Origin of the sequence: Microbispora corallina (genome assembly GCF_016863035.1) — a bacterium.
Classification (GTDB): Bacteria; Actinomycetota; Actinomycetes; order Streptosporangiales; family Streptosporangiaceae; genus Microbispora; species Microbispora corallina.
The window spans coordinates 171286-186254 of record NZ_BOOC01000005.1; the positions used below are offsets into that span (position 1 = coordinate 171286).

At 67.4% G+C, this 14969-nt stretch carries 14 protein-coding genes, 1 tRNA gene and 1 pseudogene; 9 read left to right on the plus strand and 7 right to left on the minus strand.

Translation table 11 applies throughout. The features are described from left to right. Positions 1-53 precede the first annotated feature (53 nt). The 3 genes from Mco01_RS08680 to Mco01_RS08690 are packed head-to-tail and all read left to right on the plus strand — an operon-like array spanning position 54 to position 2663. Complete coding sequence (locus Mco01_RS08680) at positions 54-1007, plus strand: ABC transporter ATP-binding protein (protein ID WP_204056367.1); 954 nt, start codon at positions 54-56, stop codon at positions 1005-1007. 60 nt (positions 1008-1067) lie between these two features. After that, positions 1068-1862 carry an ABC transporter permease gene (locus Mco01_RS08685; protein ID WP_036325575.1) on the plus strand — a complete coding sequence of 265 codons (795 nt, stop codon included), beginning with the start codon at positions 1068-1070 and terminating at the stop codon, positions 1860-1862. Between the two features lie 15 nt (positions 1863-1877). After that, the gene (locus tag Mco01_RS08690; protein WP_036325571.1) at positions 1878-2663 is read left to right on the plus strand and encodes an ABC transporter permease; all 786 of its coding nucleotides are present in this window, start codon (positions 1878-1880) and stop codon (positions 2661-2663) included. Between the two features lie 94 nt (positions 2664-2757). On the opposite strand, the gene Mco01_RS08695 is transcribed toward Mco01_RS08690, so the two are convergent. Both Mco01_RS08695 and Mco01_RS08700 read right to left on the minus strand, forming a co-directional pair. Continuing rightward, positions 2758-2985 carry a hypothetical protein gene (locus Mco01_RS08695; protein ID WP_204056368.1) on the minus strand — a complete coding sequence of 76 codons (228 nt, stop codon included), beginning with the start codon at positions 2983-2985 and terminating at the stop codon, positions 2758-2760. Between the two features lie 318 nt (positions 2986-3303). Further along, positions 3304-3762: an ArsI/CadI family heavy metal resistance metalloenzyme gene (locus Mco01_RS08700; RefSeq protein WP_204056369.1), complete on the minus strand. Its 459-nt coding sequence runs from the start codon at positions 3760-3762 to the stop codon at positions 3304-3306. 92 nt (positions 3763-3854) lie between these two features. On the opposite strand from Mco01_RS08700, the gene Mco01_RS08705 reads away from it, so the two are divergent. Both Mco01_RS08705 and Mco01_RS08710 read left to right on the plus strand, forming a co-directional pair. Then, the gene (locus Mco01_RS08705) at positions 3855-4244 is read left to right on the plus strand and encodes an ArsR/SmtB family transcription factor (protein WP_239103441.1); all 390 of its coding nucleotides are present in this window, start codon (positions 3855-3857) and stop codon (positions 4242-4244) included. Position 4245: 1 nt separating this feature from the next. Beyond that, positions 4246-5460, plus strand: coding sequence for an erythromycin esterase family protein (locus tag Mco01_RS08710; protein ID WP_204056370.1), 1215 nt, complete (start codon positions 4246-4248; stop codon positions 5458-5460). Between the two features lie 4 nt (positions 5461-5464). Here Mco01_RS08710 and Mco01_RS08715 read toward each other — a convergent pair whose 3' ends face one another. The 3 genes from Mco01_RS08715 to Mco01_RS08725 form a co-directional block, all read right to left on the minus strand. Next, entirely contained in the window at positions 5465-6640 is a 1176-nt protein-coding gene (locus tag Mco01_RS08715; RefSeq protein WP_204056371.1) for a serine hydrolase domain-containing protein, read from the minus strand. Positions 6641-7199: 559 nt separating this feature from the next. Next, complete coding sequence (locus Mco01_RS08720) at positions 7200-7724, minus strand: hypothetical protein (RefSeq protein ID WP_204056372.1); 525 nt, start codon at positions 7722-7724, stop codon at positions 7200-7202. 22 nt (positions 7725-7746) lie between these two features. Further along, positions 7747-8451 (minus strand): TetR/AcrR family transcriptional regulator, encoded by a 705-nt coding sequence (locus tag Mco01_RS08725; protein WP_204056373.1) that lies wholly within the window; start codon positions 8449-8451, stop codon positions 7747-7749. Between the two features lie 54 nt (positions 8452-8505). Between Mco01_RS08725 and Mco01_RS08730 the strand changes: the two genes are divergently transcribed. Then, positions 8506-9411, plus strand: coding sequence for a TIGR03619 family F420-dependent LLM class oxidoreductase (locus Mco01_RS08730; RefSeq protein ID WP_204056374.1), 906 nt, complete (start codon positions 8506-8508; stop codon positions 9409-9411). Between the two features lie 18 nt (positions 9412-9429). Here Mco01_RS08730 and Mco01_RS08735 read toward each other — a convergent pair whose 3' ends face one another. Then, positions 9430-11568 carry a prolyl oligopeptidase family serine peptidase gene (locus Mco01_RS08735; RefSeq protein WP_204056375.1) on the minus strand — a complete coding sequence of 713 codons (2139 nt, stop codon included), beginning with the start codon at positions 11566-11568 and terminating at the stop codon, positions 9430-9432. Between the two features lie 580 nt (positions 11569-12148). Here Mco01_RS08735 and Mco01_RS08740 point away from each other — a divergent pair. Continuing rightward, positions 12149-12589, plus strand: a pseudogene (locus tag Mco01_RS08740) (helix-turn-helix domain-containing protein); the annotation flags it as partial. A 1098-nt stretch (positions 12590-13687) separates the two neighbouring features. Here the strand turns inward: Mco01_RS08740 and Mco01_RS08745 are convergent. Beyond that, positions 13688-13772, minus strand: a tRNA-Tyr gene (locus Mco01_RS08745). Between the two features lie 120 nt (positions 13773-13892). On the opposite strand from Mco01_RS08745, the gene Mco01_RS08750 reads away from it, so the two are divergent. Continuing rightward, positions 13893-14408, plus strand: a complete 516-nt coding sequence (locus tag Mco01_RS08750; RefSeq protein ID WP_239103442.1) for a GNAT family N-acetyltransferase — start codon at positions 13893-13895, stop codon at positions 14406-14408. A gap of 53 nt (positions 14409-14461) precedes the next feature. Next, the gene (locus Mco01_RS08755) at positions 14462-14953 is read left to right on the plus strand and encodes a YajQ family cyclic di-GMP-binding protein (protein ID WP_204056378.1); all 492 of its coding nucleotides are present in this window, start codon (positions 14462-14464) and stop codon (positions 14951-14953) included. The last annotated feature ends 16 nt before the right edge of the window (positions 14954-14969 follow it).

Genomic DNA, 14969 nt, shown 5'->3' on the forward strand with positions numbered 1-14969 from the left:
CTGAGTAGCTTCATTCCCGGGGCTTGTCGATCTCCGTCAGAGGGGGAACCGGGATGAGCGACGTCTCCGCGGTGCTGATCGAGGCGCGCGGCCTGAAGAAGGTGTACGGCAGGCCGGGGGACAAGACGGGCTTCACGGCCGTCGACGGGATCGACTTCCAGGTACGACGCGGTGAGGCGTTCGGAGTCCTCGGCGCGAACGGGGCCGGCAAGTCGTCGACGATGCGCATGATCGCGTGCGTGTCCCCGGTCACCGAGGGGAGCCTGCGGATCCTCGGGTGGGACACCGGCAGGGACGGGGCCAGGATCCGGGCGCGGCTCGGCGTCGTCCCGCAGGACGACACGATCGACAGCGAACTCACCGTCCGCGAGAACCTGCTGATCTACGGCCGCTACTTCGGGCTGTCGTGGAAGGTCCTGCGCGAGCGGAGCGCCCGGTTACTGGAGTTCGCCCGCCTGACCGAGAAGGCCGGGGACGCGGTGGCGACGCTGTCGGGCGGCATGCGGCGGCGGCTCACGATCGCCCGCGCGCTCATCAACGAACCCGAGATCGTGCTGCTCGACGAGCCCACGACCGGGCTCGACCCCCAGGCCCGCCACCTGCTCTGGGAGCGGCTGTTCCAGCTCAAGCAGGACGGCGTCACCCTGCTGCTCACCACCCATTACATGGACGAGGCCGAGCAACTGTGCGACCGGCTGGTGGTGATGGACGCCGGCAAGATCGTGGCCGAGGGCACGCCCGCCGAGCTGATCGCCCGCCACACCCTCCGCGAGGTGCTGGAGCTGCGGTTCGCCCCCGGAGAGCGGCAGGTGATGATCGAGAAGTGCCGCGGCCTGGCCGAACGCATCGAGGAGCTGCCGGACCGGCTGCTGCTGTCCACCGACAACGGCGAGGAGACGCTGAGCGCCGTCCACCGCCAGGGCGTGCAGCCGCTGACGGCCCTGGTCCGGCGATCCAGCCTGGAGGACGTCTTCCTCACGCTGACCGGCCGCTCCCTCCTCGACTGATCTCCCGCCTCCGCACCGATTCCTTCCGACCGAATCCCCCGGCGACCGTCGCGAGGAGACATGGACACACTGGCCAGGGCGTTCTCGGCGCCGGCGTTCCGCGAGCTCGGCTACTGGCTGTTCCGCTACCGGCGCACCTGGCGCGGCTCGATCGTGATCAGCGTGGGCAACCCGCTGCTCTTCCTGACGGCGCTCGGTCTCGGCCTGGGCAAGCTGGTCGACCACGGGAACAGCGCGTACCTCCAGGGCCACTCGTACCTGACGTTCATCCTGCCGGGCATCCTGATCGCCGGCGTCATGCAGACCGCGTTCCTCGAGGCGTCCGGCCCCGTGATGCAGGGCGCCCTGCCGCGCGGCAGCTACCGCGCCGCCGCCTCGACCCCGCTGGAGCCGGCGGGCATCCTCTACGGCCACCTCATGTACTGGACCCTGCGGGCCGCGCAGAACGCCGTCCTGTTCACGTGCGTGAGCATGCTCTTCGGCACCGTCGACCCGGCCAGGGCCCCGCTGCTCGTGCTGGTCGCGATCCTGGTCGCGGTGGCCTTCGCCTCCCCCGCGGCGGCCTGGGCGGTCACCGTGACCCGGCCCTCCCAGATCAACGCGATGTTCCGGTTCGTGGTCCTGCCGCTCTACATGTTCTCCGGCACGTTCTTCCCCATCGAGCAGCTGCCGGACTGGCTGCGGCGGCTGGCCTGGCTCACGCCCCTCTGGCACGGCGTCGACCTCGGGCGCACGGTCGCCCTGGGCACAGCGACGACGTCCGGCGTGCTGGTCCACCTCGCCTACCTGGCCGTGATGGTGGCCGCCGGCCTTTACGTGGCCCGCCGCACCTACCGCCGCAGGCTGTACGTCTGAGAAGAAGGAGCACTCATGACGGCGATGCCCGTCGGCGCGCCCACCGGCCGTGCATGGACGATGGTCGAGCGCAACCTGCTGATCTACCGGCACACCTGGCCGGTGCTGCTCGCCGAGATCTTCGAGCCCATGCTGTACCTGGTGGCGTTCGGCGTCGGCGTCGGCCTGCTCGTGGGGGACGTCCCCGGTCTCGACGCCTCGATCTCCTATCCGCGCTTCGTCGCCCCGGCGCTGCTCGCCACCGCCGCCATGAACGGGGCGATGAACGAGACCACCTTCAACATGTACGGCAAGCTCACCACCGACAAGACGTACGAGTCGATCCTCACCACGCCCATGTCGGTCCGCTCGGTCGCGCTCGGCGAGGTGCTCTGGGCGCTCGTCCGCGGGTCCGTCGTCGCCACCGTGTTCCTGGTCGTGGTGAGCGTCTTCGGCCTGGCCGAGCTGCCGGGGGCGCTGCTGGTCGTCCCGGGGGCGCTGCTCATCGGCTTCGCGTTCGCCGCGCTCGGGCTGCTGACCGTGACGTTCCTGCGGAGCTGGCAGGACTTCCAGCTGATCCAGCTCGTGATGCTGCCGATGTTCCTGTTCGCCACGACGTTCTTCCCGCTGGACGTGTACCCGCGCCCCGTCCAGGTGCTCGTGGAGGTCCTCCCGCTCTACCACAGCGTGGAGCTGATCCGGGCCGCCTTCCTCGGCACGGGCGGCGCCAACCCGGTCGTCGCCGTGGCCTACCTCGCCGTGCTCGGCACCGTGGCGCTGGCCGTCGCCGTCCGCCGTCTGGAGAACACCCTGCGCCCGTGATCGGGGGTTCGCCGGGTGTGCCCCGACCATGCGGCAGCCCCGCGAGGCGGTGCTCCGCGGGGCCGTCGTGACGCGCAGGGGCCGGTCGGCGCCGCTAGTCGCCGGAGGAGTCGCCTCCGCACGACTGCAGGTCCCAGCGCGCGGTGCGGTAGCTGTAGCAGTAGGTGCAGTCACCCCTCTGCACACAGTCGGCGGCCGGGGTGAGGGCGTGCCGGGGCGCGGAGCCTCCCGGGCCGGAGGCGTGTGCCGTGGCGGCCATGGTTCCGCCCACGAGGAGCGACGACGCCGCCAGCGCGACGGTGAGGAGTAAACGCTTGAGCATCAGAGATCACTCCCTGAGGTGAGGACCGGACGACCAGCGTCGGTTCCGGGGCTCGCGATACGCCTATGCGGCGCCGAACATTACTCACACTAATCGCGGCGGCCGAGGAATTCCCCCAGCCGGCGGCAAAACATTACATTTGCCGCTTAACTACATTTATGTCGTTATCCGCAGCCCCAAAGAAACGCGGCATCGCGCTCCGGTTCCCCATCCTCCCGGAGTCGAACCACGGGTTCAGAGCGTCCGCGCGCTTCCCCGAATATTCGCGCCAGGCGCCACAGGGAGGGAAAGTAAGGGGAAAAGAGTTCGCTCCGAACCTCAGCAACAGGTGGACCTGGCCGCGGTCACCGCCTCGTCCGCCGTCTCGTCGCTCGCGCAGCACACGGAGTCGGGCTCCTTGATGAGGACGTCGGCGTCGGCCTTGACCACGTACACCTCCCACGGCTCGCGGCCGGGGCCGTGCACCCAGACCTTGTCCTGGAGGGCGTAGCAGCAGGTGGTGTCGTTCTCCTCGAAGGTCGCCAGGCCGGCCTTCTTCAGTCGCTCGGTGGCGGCGGTGACCTGGGCGGCGTCCTCGACCTCGACGCCGAGGTGGTCCATCCGGGTCTCCTCGCCCTCCGCGCCCTCCAGGAGGACGAGCTTGAGCGGGGGCTCGGCGATCGCGAAGTTGGCGTAGCCGGGCCGCCGCTTGGCCGGCTCCACGCCGAACAGCTTGGAGTAGAACGCGACGGAGCCTTCCAGGTCGGCGACGCGCAGGGCGAGCTGGACACGGGACATGGGTTCCTCCTCGGGTCGGGCCGTTCTGTTTCGATGACTGTCTAATCAGCAGCAGTTTGCGGTCTTGCCTAGATGTATGTCAAATTAGAAGAGTGTCGAAGCAAGAGTTACCGATCATCGACGCAGGTGTGGACGCCTCCGGCCCGGCCTGTTGCGCGCCCCTGGTCTGCGAGCCGCTGTCGGAGAGCGAGGCCGTCGAACTGGCCCCGCTGTTCAAGGCGATCGCCGACCCCGTACGGCTGCGCCTGCTGTCCCTGATCGCCTGCCACGAGGGCGGCGAGGCGTGCGTGTGCGACCTGACCGGCGCCTTCGACCTGACCGCGCCGACAATCAGCCACCACCTCAAGGTGCTCAGGCAGGCGGGCCTCATCGACTCCGAACGCCGCGGCACCTGGGTCTACTACTGGATCAACCCGGGTGTGCTGGCCCGCATGTCCTCCCTGATCGGCCCGGTCTCACCGGCCTTCGCCGAGACGGTGTGACATGACGACCGAGGACGAGGTGACGGAGTGGCTCAGGTCGCGAGCGATACCGCTGAACGGCCTGACACCTGGCACCGGAACCGATGACCTGGCGCCGTTCCGCGTCGCGCTGGACGGCGTGCGAGTGGCGGGGCTCGGCGAGGCCACGCACGGCAGCCGGGAGTTCTTCCTGATCAGGCACGGAATGCTGGAGTTCCTGGTCGAGGAGCTGGGCTTCACGACGCTCGCGGTGGAGGCCAGCGCTTCGGCGTCCCGCGCCGTGGACGACTACGTGCAGGGCGGCTCAGGCGATCCGGTCGAGGCGCTCGCCGGGCTGGGCTTCTGGACGTTGCACACGGCGGAGATGCTGGCAGTCGTCCAGTGGCTGCGCGAGCACAACCGCACGGCCTCGCGGAAGGTACGGTTCGCGGGAATCGACCCGCAGCATCCGGCGGCATCGCTGGACGCCCTGCGTGCTCACCTCGGCGATGACGCGCCGGCCCTGCTCGACCCCCTCGCTCCCCTCGCCGGCAAGCGCCTGGGCGTCGGCCCACCGCTCGACCGGCGGATCGAAGCCGACGCCCGCCGCGTGGAGGACTTCCTGGCCGGCGCCTCCCTTCCGGATGAGGCGCTTGCGCATGCGCGGATCGTGCACCAGAGCGCCGACCTCGCGAGCCGGCCGCTCCGGCACCCCGACCCCGCACAGACCGTGAGCGTCGCCCGCGACCGCTATCTCGCCGACAACGTGGACCTGCTCCTGACCGACCCGGACGCCAGGGTCGCCCTCTGGGCGCACAACGGTCACATCATGAAGGGCGACCACAGCGGCGGGTCGATGCCCACGATGGGGTCGCACCTCAGACAGCGCCACGGCGAGGCGTACTACGCACTCGGCGTGCTCTTCGGAGCGGGCCGGTTCCGGGCCCGCCGGCGACGATTCGGAAAGGTGGACCCGGCCACGCCCCCGATCACCTTCCGAGTCCCGCTCGTCCGGAGATCGAAGATCGTGGAGGCTCGCCTGGCCACCGCTCGTCCAGGTGATCATGTGATCGACCTGCGGAGCGGTCCACGGCCGCAGACCGTGAAGCGGTGGCTCGGCGAACCCCTCCGGATGCGCAGCTATGGGGGGCTGGTGAGGCGGCTCGTCTACAAACGCAGCTACATGCCCACGGTGCTCGCCGAGCATTTCGACGGCATCGCCTTCGTGTTCGAGACCACCGCCTCCACCCCTCTGTAGATGCTCAGAGGTCGAGAGCCAGCGTGGCGAGGTGGCGGGCGATGCCGTTGGTGTCGGTGACCTGCACGTTGCTGAGCACGACCACCTGGATGTCGTCGTTGGGCAGGTACATGTTGCTCGCCGCGTATCCCTGGAAAAGACCCGGATGGTACCGGAGCGGGTGTCCCTGGATCTGGTCGACGAGCCAGCCGAAGGCGTACGCGCTCGACGGCAGGTGGAGGCAGCCGTCGGAGGGGCAGGCCGCCTGCGGCGTGAACGCCAGCTTGACGGTCGCAGGTGGTGCGACCTGGTATGAGCCGAACGCCCGATCCCAGCGAGCGATGTCATCGACGGTGGAGTAGATGCCGGTCGCGGAGAACAACTCGGAGCCGTTGAGGAGCGGGGCCGGTGACCCGACCGTGTAGTAGCCCTTCGCGAACCCGTCCGGGGGGTAGCTCCTGCTGTAGCCGGTGTGCTTGAGGTGCAGCGGTCCGGTGATCTCCTCGCGCAGGACGGTCCCGTACGGCTTGTGCGTCACCGCCTGGATGATCGCACCAGCCAGGACGTAGCCGGAGTTGGTGTACTTCCAAGTGGTGCCGGGCGGGAAGTCCAGTGGCAGGTTCACGAACTGCTGGATGAGTTTCTGGGGCGTGGTCGGTCGCGTGATATTGGCGAGGTAGCTCGGCAGTGTCTCGATGTTGGGGATGCCCGAGGTGTGTATGAGCGTCTCGCGGACCGTGATGGGAAGCCACGCTGCCGGGCAGGCACTGATGTATGCCGGGACGAGATACGGGCAGATGGGGTCGTCCAGGTTGAGCAGCCCGCGGTCGCGCAGTTTCAGCACGATCATCGAGGTGAACTGCTTGGTGACCGACATGACCCGGTAGACCGTGTCCGGCCGGTTGGGGATGCCGTTCTTCTCGTCGGCCTCGCCGGAGGCGAAGCGTGCCAGCACCTTCCCACGCCGCATCACCAGCACCGAACCGGTGAACTTGTTGTTCGCGGCGAGATCCTGCAGATAGGTGCGCATGGCCTCCGAGGTCTGGCCGCCCTGCGGGTCGGACGTGAAGTGGGTCGTGACGTTCTGATCGTTGTAGTCGCTCGCGCTCGCGTCCGTCTTCTGCCAGTCGTACGGCAGGGCCCGCGAATCCGTCTCGCCCTTCTGAGCCGGTGTGAGGACGAGGCTGACGTCGCGGAGCATTTTCTGATTTTGGCCCTCCCGCTCGTGATCCGACTGCCGCTGCTTGCCGCGGTGCCCGGCGCGATGGCGCTCATGCGCTCGATTCTGGCCCGGCCCGTCGCCGCCGACGCCGGTTACGACGGCGCCTCCGGCGGACGCGGCGATGGCAGGAGTGTCCACAGGTACGGCCCCGCCGGTCAATGCGGCACTGAGCGCAAGCAACCCGACATAAATAGGACGCTTGGCCATTTTCTCCCCCATGAAACGTACCACTGTCCCCGAAATTCCGACATTTCCAGGAATCGACCTAATCTCGGTCGAGAACGCCCGGAAGACCATTCTTCTGGGGGTGTGCTTTCCGTTCGCCGACGCCACAAACAGCGGACGCCCCGGCTTTCCCTGGGCATATCCCTTTGTTAGCGATACTCGACACCGGCCGCCGGGAATTACGTCAGGGACGGTGTCATAGCGGGAAATCGCGCGCTATCTCCGGAGCGCCAGCCGGACGGTCGAGGGCCCGCGGGTCCCGTCTACGAGCGGAGAGCCTGGGGGGCGGGGCGGAGGCCCTAGATGTTTCACCTCATGCAGTCGTCGTGTCGGCGGTCCGCCAATGATCCACATCGCCGGATGTGAGTTGGGGTCCCCAACCGTGACTCCCGTAGGGGGACCTGGCGAAGAACTGCGCAGGCGGAAGAATCACGCTGTACCGACCGGCGATCTGCTCAACCGCGGCCAGGTGCCCGAGAGTTTCGTGGTCGTCGACGGCGCCGTAGAGGTTGACGTAGACAATTTCTGCCGTGTGCCGGACCAGCTCGTAGAGGTCCTCGGGAGCCGCGGCAGCACGGTTGCACTTCTCCACCAAGGCGGCGGGCATCGGGCCGCCGAGAGCCATGGCAACGAGATCTGGCCCCGACTCCTCCCATGCGCGGAAGTCGTCAGCCGTGACAGTGGGTAGTCGCCATAGATGGTGAATCAGCTCGTCAATGCTTCTGTCCTGGATGCCTGTCCGCGCCAGCCACTCCCCGAGAGTCCGCAGTGCGGCGGCGAGACGTGCACGCACCGCCAGCGGTGCATAGGACGCTGACCTCGTGGGTTTGTCCGCCATGGCAGAGCCAGTCCCCTGAGTGTCACCGGCCATGATCGGCGGCGGTCCGGTTGCTGTCCGGGGCCGGCTTTCGGGTGGCCAGGAGGAGCTCGGCGGTCTTCCGGGCGGTCCGCGCGCTCGTCGTCGAGTGGTCGAGGTGTGCGGCCGCGTTGGCGCCGTCGTACACCTGCACCAGCGCAGCCACCAGTTCGTCGTCGTTGCCGGCGTGAAGGGGACCGAGGAGACGGGAGAACAGGGCCGGCAGCCAGATGCGGTCGTACGCGATGGCCTCTTGGACGCCCGCATGGTGGGGGTACTCGGCTGCGGCGTTGGCGAACGCGCAACCACGGAAGCCAGGCTCTGAGATCACCTGGTGGAGAACGTCGAAAACGGACAGAATCCGCTCCTCGGCCGACTCCTGGGCCCGCGCCTCCACCTCCCGCGTCACACGCACGCGCATGATGTCGCTGCGGCGACGCAGATACTGCGCCACCAGGTCTTCCTTGGTGCGGAAGTGTACGTACATGGTCGACTTGGCGACGCTGCTTTCGACGATCACCCTGTCGATGCCCACCGCGTGGATTCCCTCGGCGTAGAACAGCCGGTCCGCGGTCTCCAGCAGGCGTTCGCGCACCGTGCCTGGCTTCTTGCCCATACCAGCAGTATCGAACGAACAGGTCTGTTCGATCCGGTCAAGGCGACCGCTGCCGGGCTGTGTGAGCACGGCATGGATCTGGTCGATCGCCAACCATGATCACATTGGAGGTTCCAGATGAGACTCGGACTTCGTCTGCCCCAGAGGTTGGGCGTCGACCTGCAGCACGACCTGGTCGACGCGGCCAGGACGGCCGAAGCGGCCGGGTACGCCAGTTTGTGGACGTACGAACGGCTGCTCTTCCCGGAAACACCCGCCGAACCATATGCCCCACCGGACGTACCCTGGCCGGAACCCCAGCGGCAGGCCGCCGACCCCTTGGCGGTCCTCACGGCAGCGGCGGTGGCGACCGAGCAGGTGCGCCTCGGTACCTCTGTTCTGATCGCCGCACTCCACACACCCGTCCAGCTGGCGAAGGCGCCGGCCACGATCGATCAGATCAGCGGCGGCCGCCTGGTCGCGGGCATGGGCGCCGGCTGGTCCAGCGACGAGTTCCGCGCCACTGGCGCCGCTCGAGCGGATCGCGGCCGCTTCCTCGACGAGACACTGGACGTCTTCGACGCCGTGTGGGGCCCGGACCCGGTGTCCTATCGAGGCCCTCGCGTGGTCATCGACAACGCCTCCGTCCTGCCCAAGCCCGTTTCGAGAATCCCCGTACTGCTCGGCGGCGGTGGCGGCGCCAAGGCCCTGCAGCGCATCGCCAAGCGCGCGGACGGCTGGCTGCCGTTCCTGACCACGCCGGGGCCGGAAGGAGCCGCAGAACTGCGCGCGAGCTGGGACCGTATCCGGGAGATGGCTTCTGTGTATGGCCGGGACACGAGCCGGATGGAGATGATCGTGGTGGGAAACGTCACCTTCACCGACCGTCCGGCAGGACCTAACCGATCGCCGTTCATCGGCACTCTCGATCAGATCATGGACGACATCCACACGGCCGCGGAGGCGGGCGCGGACGAACTCATCGTGGACCTGAACCTGCAGGACTGGTTCACCAGCACCCGGCAGATGCTGGAGACGGCGGTGGAGATCCGCGAACGGGCCACAGCCTCATAACCGATGTCGTAGCCGTTCTCAGTGTGCTTCTGCAGCGGTCTCGCGAATACGCCCGGTTGTCTTTTCCGGTGATAGACCCGTGTAATTTCCGGCGAAGGCCAGGATGTCCGCCGCCAGGGCGCGTTCTTTACTTGCGGGAAAGCCGGCGTGGGCGGTGTCCGGTTCTCGGCGCATGAGAACCGGCCGGTCACTGGTGGTGGCGCTCTGGAGGGCCGCGCACATTTTGGTGACGTGGGCCTCTCCGGTCTGCAGATCGGTTACCGCGCCGGTGAAGAGGAATGCGGGATAGGGGGTTCCGGGCGCGACGTTGTGGTAGGGGGAGTACGAGAGCAGCCATTGGAGTTGTTCGGGTTGGGAGGCGGTACCGAATTCGTCGGTCCAGGTGCATCCCAAGCCGAAGTGTTCGTAACGCACCATGTCACAAAGCGGGGCTTCGGCGATGACCGCGGCGTACAGGTCTGGTCGCTGTGTGGCGGCGGCGGTGACCAGCAGTCCACCGGCGGATTGGCCGTAGATCGCCAGTTGGTCGCGGGTGGTTCGACCGGTCTTGATGAGCCAGGTCGCGGCGTCGTTGAAGTCGCTGACCGCGCGGTGTTTGTGTGGTCCGCGACCGGCGTCGTGCCAATGCTGGCCCTCCTCGCCGCCTCCGCGTACACAGGCGACGGCGTAGGTGCCGCCGGCGCCGACCCATGCGGCCGCCATGGGGAAGAACCATGGGCGCATCGGCATGCCGAAGCTGCCGTAGCCGTAAAGGAGGGTGGGGCGGGGGCCCTGATCTTCTTCAGCCGGGGTGAACAGGAACAGCGTGATCTCGGTACCGTCGCCGGCCTGATAGCGAACACTGCGGCTGCGGATCTCTGGAGTATGTCCGGCTGTTGTGGCGCCGGTTTCCCGCTCCGTCTTCCCGCCGGCGGGGTCGTAGCGATAGATGGTGGGGGGCGTGGTCGCGTCGCAGTAGCTGAACCATGCGCGACGTCCGTGCGGGATGTCCGCGCGCACGGATGACACGACGCCGGCGCCGGGGAGGGGCAGCTCGGTGACCAGCCGCCCGTTGGCCAGGGTGTGGAGTGTCAGGACGGAGGTGCCGTGGCGGGTGCGTGCCACCAGAAGGAGGGGCTGCGGAAGTGCCGGGTCGTCCAGGACCACGCACTCGTCCAAGGGGGCCTGGGGATCTTCAGCTACCAGCGTGTGCCATGAAGCCGGGTCGGTATCGCACCGGTGCGCCATGCAGATTCGGCCGCACGGGGCCTCGTAGTCGGTGACCAGCAGCAGATCGCCGTCCGCGAGGAAACGTGGGAGAACACGGGCGTGTGTGGTCGATCCGTCCACGATCTTGACGAAATGCGGGGCTTCCGGATCGACGAGTTCCGCCACGTACACATCGTTGTGTGAGGCGGGCCCAACCGTCGCAGTGATCGCCAGATAACTGCCGTCGGCGCTGACCGTGAGCCCGTAATAGCGGTCTGGGGCATCGTCGCCGCCGAACACCACCATGTCGGCCTGCCAGGGCGAACCGATCCGGTGCAACCTCACCCGCCGGTGCAGACGCATGTCGTCAGGGGTCAGTTCCTCATCAGGAACACGGCTGACGTAGTAGAACGCATCCCCTCCCGGCAGCCAGGCGAGCGAGGTGTTACGGGCGCGCGGCAACGGCCCGTCCACCGTCTCGCCGGTACGCACGTCCAGCACCATGATGTCGCTGCCGGGCTGCTCGGCGACCTCCATTTGGACGGCCACGCGTTCGCCTTCGCGAGATGGCCACCAGGTGTACAACCCGGTATGGCCGGACGGATCGATCTCCACCGGATCGACCAGCACCCGCCTGTTCCCCTCGGCGTCGACGACGAGCAGGCGCCGTTGCTCATCCCCGCGGAGCTGCTCGGCGAGGAACATGACCGAGCCGCGCGCCATCGGAGGCTCCACGACGCCGAACGATGACACCTGATCCATCAAGGACGCCCAGGATTGCTTGTCATGCCATCCGGTGCGACAGGTGTGGAAGAGACGATCTTGGGCTGCGGCCCAGTCCTGTACGCACGCGTCATCGCCGTCTTCCAACCACCGGTAGGGATCGGAGACCGGGAACCCGAACAGATCCTCCACCACATCGCTGCGCCGAGCGGCAGGGTAAGGAAATTGCGCCACGAACGCCCCCAATTCATCGCCCCGCCTGACATAGGTCGAGGTACTGCGGCCTATACGCACCGCAGTACCTCGGCTCACTCAGTTACGACTGGCCACGCAGAATGTCGGCCTGCCAGCCGCGCGGGCCCCCGACGCGAGGAGCCGGACTGGAATCGCGATACGGTAGGTGTCCATTCATTTCGGCCTCCCGAATGAGCCGATTCGCCCCGGCATGGGCGATTACGACAGTGGTGTCCCCTCGGCCTCGATCGCTAAACAGAGGCGTCGCTTTCGCCTGTAAGCGCCGGTCCTCCTGGACCCTCGGCACGTGCCGGACGGACAACCGGCCGACCATATTGGCTATTCTCGTGCTAAATTTCACGCAAGAAAAGAAGGCGTCCTGGTATGCCCCGTGCAGATCAAACTCGCGGGACAGTAATTCTGCACCTTTCGAGATAGATCCCAAAGCCGCGGCACGACCTGCGGAAGCGCCATCAAGATCATTGCGCGGCGCGTGGAGCCGGAGCGCCTCCGCCGGAGGCATTGGTCACAGGGTTTGGCGTATCTGTAGTGCCAGCTCGCCGATGTTCACGGGCTGGGCAGTGTCGACTCGGTGGACAGGGCCGAGAGCGAGGGGCGACTTCGCCTGGCGCGTTGCATCGTCGATGACGGCTGGAGCCTGCGCCGGGCGGCTGAACGCTTCCAGGTCACCCACACCACCGCCGCCCGCTGGGCCTCGCGCTACCGGCAGCACGGCCCGGCCGCCATGGCCGACCGTTCCAGCCGCCCGCACCGCTGCCCGACCCGTGCCGACCAGCGCACCGAACGACGCATCTGCAAGATCCGCGTGACCCGCCGGCTCGGCCCGGCAAGGATCGCCGCCCGCCTCGGCCTTGCTCCCTCCACCATCCACCGCGTCCTTGTCCGCTACCGGATGCCACCCCTGGCCCACCTGGACCGGTCTACCGCCACCCGTATCCGCCGCTACGAACGCCAGCGTCCCGGTCAACTAGTCCACATCCACATCAAGAAACATGACCGCCGCCCGCAAGGGTGAGACTCCAACGGCTCGACGATGACCACCGCCACCAACGCCGTCCCCACCGGCACGTGGGTGCGGATCGAGGTCAAGGCCACCCACTCCAGCTCGACCGCGTCGTGTGAGCTGCGGTACTACGCCGACCCTCTCGCCGGCGCCCCGACCGAGGCGAAGACCAGCTCCGCCTCGTTCACCACCTCCAGCAGCTCCACGGCGCAGGCCTTCATCGCGGCCGCAATTACAACAGCGCGGCCTGGCAGATTTCCTTCGACATGGACTCCTACACCCTCGACGGCGCCGACTGGATCGGCCCAGAAGGGGGACTGCCGTACCAAGGCTGAAGGACTTTCATCAAGTAGTCCACTTCACGGAAAGTGCGTGCGCCCACTTTTCAGGACCCGCCGACACCAGCACATATACCCCGCCTATACCGACGTCTCCGATGCTTGCACTTCGTCCCAGCCGGTTTCCGGCGTCATGTTCACCTCGCGCCGGTGAAAACGCCGCGTTGAGGGAGCCGACACGAAAGGAGTGATCATGAACCGTCGCAGGAAGTGGATCATCTGGCTGTAGCGGGCCTGATCCTGACAAAACGGTACGTTAAGTAACGTGCGAAGCGCCCGCCCTCCGGAAGGAGGGCGGGCGTGTGCGTCTAGTTAAGTAGAGGGCTGATTGCCGAAGTTGGCGGGCTCGATCTCGCCCGCTGCTCCGACCGCGTCGGTGGTCGTGATCGTGATGGTGGCGCAGGACAGCCCCGACGACTTCGCCGTGATGGTGGTCGTCCGGCGTAGGAAGAACGGAACTCGATCGCCATCTTCCCGTTAGAACATCGCCGGCGTTGTAGCGGACCAGGTAAGCCCACCCGGACTCCCCGGCCGAGGTCCGGGCGGGCGCCCGGGCCAGCAGCGTCGCGAAGCGGGTCTCGCCGTCGTCGCAGAGGATCTCGGCGCACTGGTGGATGTTCTCCTGTCCCCCACGGGGGATGAGCACGGCCGGCTTCGGCACGTATTCGGCACGATCACCCGCAGCGGGGGCCGTTGACGGCCGGACACCACCGGACACACGGAAAGAGCCCCAGACCGGCGTTCCTGCTAGTCAGGGGCTCTTTTCTGCTGGTGGCAGGTCCAGGGTTCGAACCTGGGTAGGCTGAGCCGACGGTTTTACAGACCGCTCCCTTTGGCCACTCGGGCAACCTGCCGTGTCCGCCGCTCGCGCGGTGACAGGTAGAAGAATAGCGGACTTCCCGGGTGCACGTGACATGGGTGGTTCCGAGGTCGAAGGCATCACCAGTCCCACAGGTAACAGCCATAGTGGAACGGTGATCAGATGGGCGCGGAGCGAGGACCTGCCCCGGCTGGCCGAGGTCGAGCGGGCGGCGGACGGGCTGTTCGAGCCGCTCGGGATCGTGTTCCCGCCGGGCACCACGATGATCGAGGAGTGCGACGACCCGGGGCGGGTGATCGTGGCCGGGGATCCGCCGGTGGGGTTCGCGCTGATCGGTGAGGTGGACGGGCTGACGCACCTCGATCAGCTTGCCGTACGGCCGGAATGTCAGGGCCGGGGCGTCGGCACGCTGCTCCTCCACGCGGTGTGCGACGCGGCGGCGGCCGTCACCACGGCGGTGACGCTGACGACGTTCCGGGACGTGGCGTGGAACGCCCCTTGGTACGCCCGGCGAGGCTTTGCCGTACTTCCTCCCGAACTGTGGGGACCTGAGCTGGCGGCACTGGTCGAGCGGGAACGGGCGATGGGCATCGAACTGGCGCCCCGCGTCGTCATGCGCCGGGACGTACGGGCTGATCCGGCGACGGAAGACGCGCGTACCGGCCTCTGATCACACGCGGGCCACTAATCTCGAAGGGCAACGAGGAGAGGACACGGACACCGATGGCCGACAGCAGTTTCGACGTGGTCAGCAAGATCGACCGGCAGGAGGTCGACAACGCTCTGAATCAGACGGTCAAGGAGGTCGGGCACCGGTTCGATTTCAAGGGCACCGGGGCGGGCATCTCCTGGTCCGGGCAGCAGGACATCGAGATCAAGGCGAACAGCGAGGAGCGGGCGAACGCCGTCCTCGACGTGTTCAAGGAGAAGCTCGTCAAGCGCGGTCTGTCGCTCAAGGTCCTCGACGCGGGCGAGCCGAAGCTGTCCGGCAAGGAGTACCGGCTGATGGTCGCCCTCAAGGAGGGCATCGACCAGGAGAACGCGAAGAAGATCTCCAAGCTCATCCGGGACGAGGGCCCGAAGGGCGTCAAGGCGCAGATCCAGGGCGAGGAGCTCCGGGTCAGCTCGAAGAAGAAGGACGACCTGCAGGAGGTCATCGCCCTCCTGAAGGGCAAGGACCTGGACATCGCCCTGCAGTTCACGAACTACCGCTAGCACATCTCGACGCCGG

Bases quoted from the DNA above. Each gene is read 5' to 3' on its own strand.
- Mco01_RS08695 (WP_204056368.1), bottom strand. From the start codon at position 2,985: ATGCTCAAGCGTTTACTCCTCACCGTCGCGCTGGCGGCGTCGTCGCTC.
- Mco01_RS08685 (WP_036325575.1), top strand. From the start codon at position 1,068: ATGGACACACTGGCCAGGGCGTTCTCGGCGCCGGCGTTCCGCGAGCTC.
- Mco01_RS08715 (WP_204056371.1), bottom strand. From the start codon at position 6,640: ATGCTCCGCGACGTCAGCCTCGTCCTCACACCGGCTCAGAAGGGCGAG.
- Mco01_RS08710 (WP_204056370.1), top strand. From the start codon at position 4,246: ATGACGACCGAGGACGAGGTGACGGAGTGGCTCAGGTCGCGAGCGATA.
- Mco01_RS08700 (WP_204056369.1), bottom strand. From the start codon at position 3,762: ATGTCCCGTGTCCAGCTCGCCCTGCGCGTCGCCGACCTGGAAGGCTCC.
- Mco01_RS08680 (WP_204056367.1), top strand. From the start codon at position 54: ATGAGCGACGTCTCCGCGGTGCTGATCGAGGCGCGCGGCCTGAAGAAG.
- Mco01_RS08720 (WP_204056372.1), bottom strand. From the start codon at position 7,724: ATGGCGGACAAACCCACGAGGTCAGCGTCCTATGCACCGCTGGCGGTG.
- Mco01_RS08690 (WP_036325571.1), top strand. From the start codon at position 1,878: ATGACGGCGATGCCCGTCGGCGCGCCCACCGGCCGTGCATGGACGATG.
- Mco01_RS08755 (WP_204056378.1), top strand. From the start codon at position 14,462: ATGGCCGACAGCAGTTTCGACGTGGTCAGCAAGATCGACCGGCAGGAG.